We start from the raw sequence: 6,460 nt of genomic DNA, 5'->3' as shown, positions 1-6,460 counted from the left end.
GCCGGGGTTTGCCCGGCGGCGGGTGAGGCCTGACGGGCAGGTGGTTGGGCCGGCGGTGTCGCGGCCTGGGCGTGCGCCATCAGGCCCGCCAAGGCCAAGGCAAAAAGCTTCTTCATGGGAACTCCCTGTGATGACCCGGAGGGTCGAATGGAACTCCGGAAACCTTAGGGAGCGGATCACATTGTCGAAGTCAGCCAAATAGGCTGCCGCGGCCCGGCAGTTGTCCACCCGGCATGTCGGACATGTCGCGAGCGCTGTCAGTCAACCCCTCACAGCTCTGTCGCCGCACCTGACCCGCAGAGCTTCTCCAGCAATTGCGCCTGCACATTGCGCGTGGTCTGGTTTGCCGCCGGTTGGTTGCGGGTATAGCGGCCATCGGAACGCAGCAGCCATGAGCTGGCATTGTCCGACAGATAGAGTTCGAGCTCCTTCTTCAGGCGGCTCTGCAGCTTCTTCCCCTCGATGGGGAAGCCGGTTTCCACGCGGCGGTCCAGGTTGCGTTCCATGAGGTCCGCACTGGCCAGGTAGAACTTGTCCTCGCCGTTGTTGGCGAACCAGTAGACGCGGCTGTGTTCCAGGAAACGCCCGACGATGGAGCGCACGCGGATGTTGTTCGACACGCCGGGCACGCCCGGGCGCAGACAGCACATGCCGCGCACGATCAGCTCGACCTTTACGCCCGCCATGCTCGCCTTGTAGAGCGCCCGGATCATCTTGGCGTCAGTGACCGCATTCGCCTTGATGACGATCTGCGCCGGCTTGCCTGCCGTCGCGTGCGCGGTTTCGCGGGTGATCATCTCCAGCAGGGTCTTCTTGAGCGTGAACGGCGCATGCAGCAGCTTCTTCATCTGCAGCAGCTTGCCCATGCCGGTGAGCTGGCTGAACAGCTTGTGCACGTCTTCGCACAGGGCGTGGTCGGAGGTGAGCAGGCTGTAGTCGGTATACAGGCGCGCATTGCCGGTGTGGTAGTTGCCGGTGCCCAGGTGTGCGTAACGCACCAGTTCCTCGCCCTCGCGGCGCTGGATGAGCATGAGCTTGGCGTGCGTCTTCACGCCCACCACGCCATAGATCACCATCGCGCCGGCCTGCTGCAGGCGCGATGCCAGCGACAGGTTCGACTCTTCGTCGAAGCGGGCGCGCAATTCCACCACGACGGTCACTTCCTTGCCCGCGCGCGCAGCATCCACCAGCGCGTCGACGATTTCGGAATTGGCGCCGCTGCGGTAAAGCGTCTGCTTGATGGCCAGTACGTTCGGGTCCTTCGCGGCCTGGTGCAGCAAGTCCACCACCGGCGCAAACGATTCGTAGGGATGCAGCAGCAGCACGTCCTGGCGGCTGATCACCGCGAACAGGTCTTCGGCCTTCTTCAGCGCCTTGGGAATGGACGGTGTGAACGGCGCGTATTCCAGGTCCGGATGGTGCGTCTTGGTGATCAGGCCGAACAGGCGCGAGAGATTCACCGGGCCGTTGACCTCGTACATCTCCGCGGCGGTGAGGCCGAACTGGCGCAACAGGTAGTCGGTGAGTTCCTGCGGACAGTTGTCCGCCACCTCAAGGCGCACGGCATCGCCGAAGCGGCGCGAATACAGCTCGCCGCGCAGCGCGCGCGCCAGGTCTTCGACATCTTCCGGGTCGATGGTGAGGTCGGCGTTGCGGGTGAGGCGGAACTGATAGCAGCCACGCACCGACATGCCGGGAAACAGCTCCTCGGCATGCGCATGGATGATCGAGGAAAGCAGCACGAAGTTCTCGCCGCCTTCGCTGACATCCTCCGGCAGGCGAATCAGGCGTGGCAACACGCGTGGCGCGGGCACCACGGCCAGGCCCGAATCGCGCCCGAAAGCGTCGGTCCCTTCCAACTGCACGATGAAGTTGAGGCTCTTGTTGACCAGCAAAGGAAACGGATGCGTGGGGTCAAGGCCGATCGGCGTGACCAGTGGCGAGACTTCATGCTTGAAATACCGGCGTACCCAGAGCTTCTGCTTGTGCGACCACTCGTTGCGACGAACGATGCGGATGCCCTGGCGCGCGAGTTCCGGCAGGATGCGGTCGTTGAGGATCGCGTATTGCCGTTCGATCTGCTTGTGGGTGATTTCGCTGATCTCGGCAAGCGCCTTGCGTGGCGCGATGCCGTCGGAACCGACGATTTCATGGTCGAACGCGATCTGGCTCTTGAGTCCGGCGACGCGGATCTCGAAGAACTCGTCCATGTTGCTGGAGAAGATCAGCAGGAACTTCAGCCGTTCCAGGATCGGCTTGCTTTCATCCAGCGCCTGGTCGAGCACGCGGATGTTGAACTGCAGCTGCGACAGTTCGCGATTGATATACAGGCTGGGATCGTTCAGATCGGGGGCAGCTGCGGCGGGGGCGGCCGGTGCAGCTTGGGTCGGCGTCTCCTGCGCAGGAGCGGGACTGGCATGGCGCGTTGCTTCGGGCTGAACGAAATCGGTACTCATCGGCTCACCGTTCGACAGGCGGATGCGTCCGGATACGCAAAACCGCAAAGGGGCATGGTACGGCACCGATTAAGACCGGGCCATGGCAGCGCAGCAGGCACTCTCGCGCTGTCACGTCGTCGACATGTTGCGGATCGTATTTGACACGTTCGTGACAATGCCGATGGTGATGTCATGGCTTCGTGATGCCGGACTTCACATCTCGGCATCTTGAACCCCTTCCGACCGACGTAGGAGCGCACCCAGTGCGCGACCGCGGCGTTTGGTTCGCGCTGCTTTGCGGGCTTCTCGCGCACAGGGTGCGCTCCTACAAAGAGCTGCCGGGTCGGGGCATGCCGAGGTAACGACCCGGCGCTGCGCCCAGTACGCGCCGGTAATCGCACTCAACTTGCCATGGCCCGAGTCCATCGCCACCTGCGCGTGGTGATGCCGCGTATTCGCGACATGTAGGAGCGCACCCAGTGCGCGACCGCGGCGGTTCGTCGGTGCCGCTTTGTAGGCTTCTCGCGCACTGGGTGCGCTCCTGCAAAGAGCTGCCGGGTCAGGGCATGCCGAGGTAGCGGCTTGGCGCCACGCCCAGTACGCGCCGGAACGCGGCGGTAAACGCACTCGGGTTGCCATAGCCCAGGTCCATGGCTACCTGCGTGATGGCATCGCCATTGCCCAGCCGCGTGAGCGCGGCGAGCAAACAGGCCTGTTGCCGCCAGGCGGTGAAACTCATGCCGGTCTCTTCGCGGAAGGTGCGCGTGAAATGCCGGCGGCTCATGCCGGCATATCGCGCCATGTCGTCGATCTTCATTTCCTGCGATGGATGATCGAGCAGTTCGCGGCACAGCGCGGCCAGGCGTTTGTCATGCGGCAGCGGTGTGTTGAGCGGCAACGCGGGCATGCGGCGGATTTCGTCGAGCAACAGCGCCATGACGCGGCCATCGCGGCCGTCGAGCTCGTACTCGGCGGGCAGGTCCACGGCTTCCAGCAGCAATTCGTGGAGCAGCGGCGATACGGCGATGACCTGGCAGCGTTCCGACAAGCCCGCCGCGCGGGCTGCTTCCGGCGTGACATAGGCGCTGCGCGTGGACACCGGGCCACCCATGTGTACTTCATGGGAGACGCCCGGCGGAATCCACAGCGCCCGACGCGGCGGTACCACCCAGCTGCCTTCGCTGGTGATCGTGGTCAGTACGCCGGTGGATGCGTAAAGCAGCTGGCCTCGCCGGTGCGAGTGGGCGGGCAGGACGTAGTGCGACGGGTACTCGTTGCCCGTCGCAATCACGTCGCGTGGCGTGTTCTCGTAGGCGTCGGCGCGGGCGTTACGCACGGTGATGGCCCAAATTCAACAATAATTGACCCGTTGATGTATGCGGGCCGGCCTCGCTCACTCTAAGGTGAGCACCCCGGTGGCGCAACCTGCGACGCCTTGCCGCAGATACTGACCCGAGTTCCCATGCAAAGCCGCGTCGAAGAGATATCCCCCGCCACCGTGCTGCCGGCCCGGGCCGAGCACGCCACCGAGTTTCGCATCCTGGGTGCGATCAGCTTCTCGCACCTGCTCAACGACATGATCCAGTCGCTGATCCTGGCGATCTACCCGATCCTCAAGAGCGGCTTCGACCTCAGCTTCGCCCAGGTGGGCCTGATCACGCTGACCTACCAGCTCACCGCGTCGTTGCTGCAGCCGGCGGTGGGCATGTTCACCGACAGGAAGCCGATGCCGTATTCCTTGCCGGTGGGCATGGGCTTCACGCTATGCGGGTTGCTGCTGCTCGCCACCGCGCCGAACTTCGCGGTGCTGCTGGTAGCCGCGGCGCTGGTCGGCACGGGCTCGTCGGTGTTTCATCCGGAATCCTCGCGCGTGGCGCGCATGGCCTCGGGTGGTCGTCATGGCCTGGCCCAGTCGCTGTTCCAGGTGGGCGGCAATGCCGGTGCCTCGCTCGGTCCGCTGCTGGCCGCGTGGATCATCGTGCCGCACGGCCGTGGCAGCGTGGCGTGGTTCTCGCTCGCCGCGCTGCTGGCGATGGTGGTGCTGATGCAGGTGAGCCGCTGGTATCGCGACCACCATGCGGAGCGGGGCAAGCCCAAGGCGCGGCACGTATCGACGGTGTCGCTGACACGCTCGCAGATCGGCGCTTCGCTGTTCATCCTGGGCGTGCTGATCTTCTCCAAGTATTTCTACCTGGCCAGCATCAGCAGCTATTACACGTTCTACCTGATCCACAAGTTCGGCGTGTCGGTGCCCAACGCACAGACGCACCTGTTCGTGTTCCTGTTCGCCGTGGCCGCGGGTTCGCTGATCGGCGGCCCGGTGGGCGACCGCATCGGCCGCAAGTGGGTGATCTGGGCATCGATCCTGGGCGCGGCGCCGTTCACGCTGCTGCTGCCCCACGTCGACCTGTTCTGGACCGGCGTGTTGACGGTGGTCATCGGACTGATCCTGTCGTCCGCCTTCTCGGCCATCCTGGTTTACGCCCAGGAGCTTATTCCGGGGCGCGTGGGCATGATCTCGGGCCTGTTCTTCGGCTTCGCCTTCGGCATGGGCGGCATCGGCGCCGCCGTGCTGGGCCATATCGCGGATGCGCGGGGCATCGAGTACGTGTATGGCCTGTGTGCCTACTTGCCGCTGATCGGCATCATCACGGCGTTCCTGCCCAACCTGGAACGCCGCCATGCCTGATCCGTCGCGCGCGCCTCACAGCGCGTGCGCTGGAACGCCTTCGCGGGTGATGGTGACGGGCAGGATGTGGCCCTGCGCATCGAACTGCATGCGGTCGATGCTCACTTCGCGGTGGTTGCCGTCGGTGTCGCCCAGCGGATGGCGGTGATACACGATGAACCAGCTGTCGTCGCGCGCCACATGGAAGAGTGAATGGTGGCCCGCGCCGGTGGCGATCTTCGGATCCTGCTGGAGGATCTTGCCGATGCGCTTGAACGGGCCCAGCGGGGAATCGCCCATGGCGTAGGCCACCGAGTAGTCCGGACCGGTCCAGCCGCCTTCGGACCACATGAAGTAGTACTTGCCGTTGCGCTTGAACATCAACGGGCCTTCGACGTACTTCTCCGGCGTGATCTCGTGATACGTCTTGCCGTCCGCCGTGGACTCGACGCCGGTGAAATCGGGCTTGAGCTTCACCACATTGGCGTGCTTCCAGCCGCCGTAGATCAGATACCAACTGCCGTCGTCGTCGCGGAACACGAAGGGATCGATAGGCTGCGCGCCGTTGTGGAAGGCATCGATCAGCGGCTTGCCCAGCAGATCCTTGAAGGGGCCCTCGGGATGGTCCGCCACCGCCACGCCGATGCCGCCCACTTCCTTGTCACTCTGGATGTCGTTGGCCGCGAAGAAGAAGTAGTACTTGCCGTCCTTCTCCACCATGGCCGGCGCCCACATCGCTTTCTTCGCCCACGGCACGTCGGCCATGCGCAGCACGCCTTCATGCCTGGTCCAATGGACGAGGTCGGTCGACGAGAACGCGTCGAAGCGCGTCTGCAGGCTGTAGCGCTCCGATGTCGTCGGGTAGATCCAGTACTGCCCCTGGAAAATCGCCGCTTCCGGGTCGGCGTACCAGCCTGGAAACACCGGGTTGCCGGCGTGCGCGAAGGGGGTAAAGGCCAGCAATGTGGCGATGGTGGCGTGGAGCAGGGACGTGCGAAGGCGCATGCGACGAGTTCCGGCAATGGGAAGACCCGGCAAGGCTAGCGCATCACGCCGCACGCCTGACCTGCCAGAGGTCTCACCCGCGCGTTGCTCATGTGGGAGCGCACCCTGTGCGCGACAGCCTCATGGAGTGGTGCACTGCCGGTCCGCGGTCGCGCACTGGGTGCGCTCCTACAGAAGGCTGCATTCCGGTGAGGGGGCACAGGTTCCGTCTGCAAGGCTGCGCCTCATGCCTCATGCCTCACGCCGCACGCCGCACGCCTCACGCGCCAGAGGTCTCACCCGCACGCCGTTTATGTGGGAGCGCACCCTGTGCGCGACAGCCTCATGGAGTGGTGCACTGCCGGTCCGC

Annotated in this window: 4 protein-coding genes; 1 reads left to right on the top strand and 3 read right to left on the bottom strand. The window is 64.6% G+C overall.

The window, feature by feature from the left end:
- Positions 1–269: 269 nt before the first annotated feature.
- Positions 270–2,456, bottom strand: coding sequence for a polyphosphate kinase 1 (gene ppk1 / locus JMF82_RS21410; RefSeq protein WP_201316552.1), 2,187 nt, complete (start codon positions 2,454–2,456; stop codon positions 270–272).
- Positions 2,457–2,997: 541 nt separating this feature from the next.
- Positions 2,998–3,774 carry a helix-turn-helix transcriptional regulator gene (locus JMF82_RS21405; protein WP_201316551.1) on the bottom strand — a complete coding sequence of 259 codons (777 nt, stop codon included), beginning with the start codon at positions 3,772–3,774 and terminating at the stop codon, positions 2,998–3,000.
- Between the two features lie 126 nt (positions 3,775–3,900).
- On the opposite strand from JMF82_RS21405, the gene JMF82_RS21400 reads away from it, so the two are divergent.
- A complete protein-coding gene (locus JMF82_RS21400; RefSeq protein ID WP_201316550.1) occupies positions 3,901–5,127 on the top strand; it encodes an MFS transporter in 1,227 nt (408 codons plus the stop codon).
- Between the two features lie 15 nt (positions 5,128–5,142).
- On the opposite strand, the gene JMF82_RS21395 is transcribed toward JMF82_RS21400, so the two are convergent.
- On the bottom strand, positions 5,143–6,111 hold the full coding sequence (locus JMF82_RS21395) for a glycoside hydrolase family 43 protein (protein WP_201316549.1): 969 nt from the start codon (positions 6,109–6,111) through the stop codon (positions 5,143–5,145).
- Positions 6,112–6,460: the final 349 nt, after the last annotated feature.

Origin of the sequence: Dyella sp. EPa41, from assembly GCF_016586165.1 — a bacterium.
In the GTDB taxonomy this organism is placed as follows: Bacteria; Pseudomonadota; Gammaproteobacteria; order Xanthomonadales; family Rhodanobacteraceae; genus Dyella.
Note: the sequence above shows the minus strand (reverse complement) of the source record. Positions and strands in the feature narration are given on the sequence as shown.

Coding starts and splice junctions, on each gene's coding strand:
- ppk1 (WP_201316552.1), bottom strand. CDS start 2,456: ATGAGTACCGATTTCGTTCAGCCCGAAGCAACGCGCCATGCCAGTCCC.
- JMF82_RS21400 (WP_201316550.1), top strand. CDS start 3,901: ATGCAAAGCCGCGTCGAAGAGATATCCCCCGCCACCGTGCTGCCGGCC.
- JMF82_RS21395 (WP_201316549.1), bottom strand. CDS start 6,111: ATGCGCCTTCGCACGTCCCTGCTCCACGCCACCATCGCCACATTGCTG.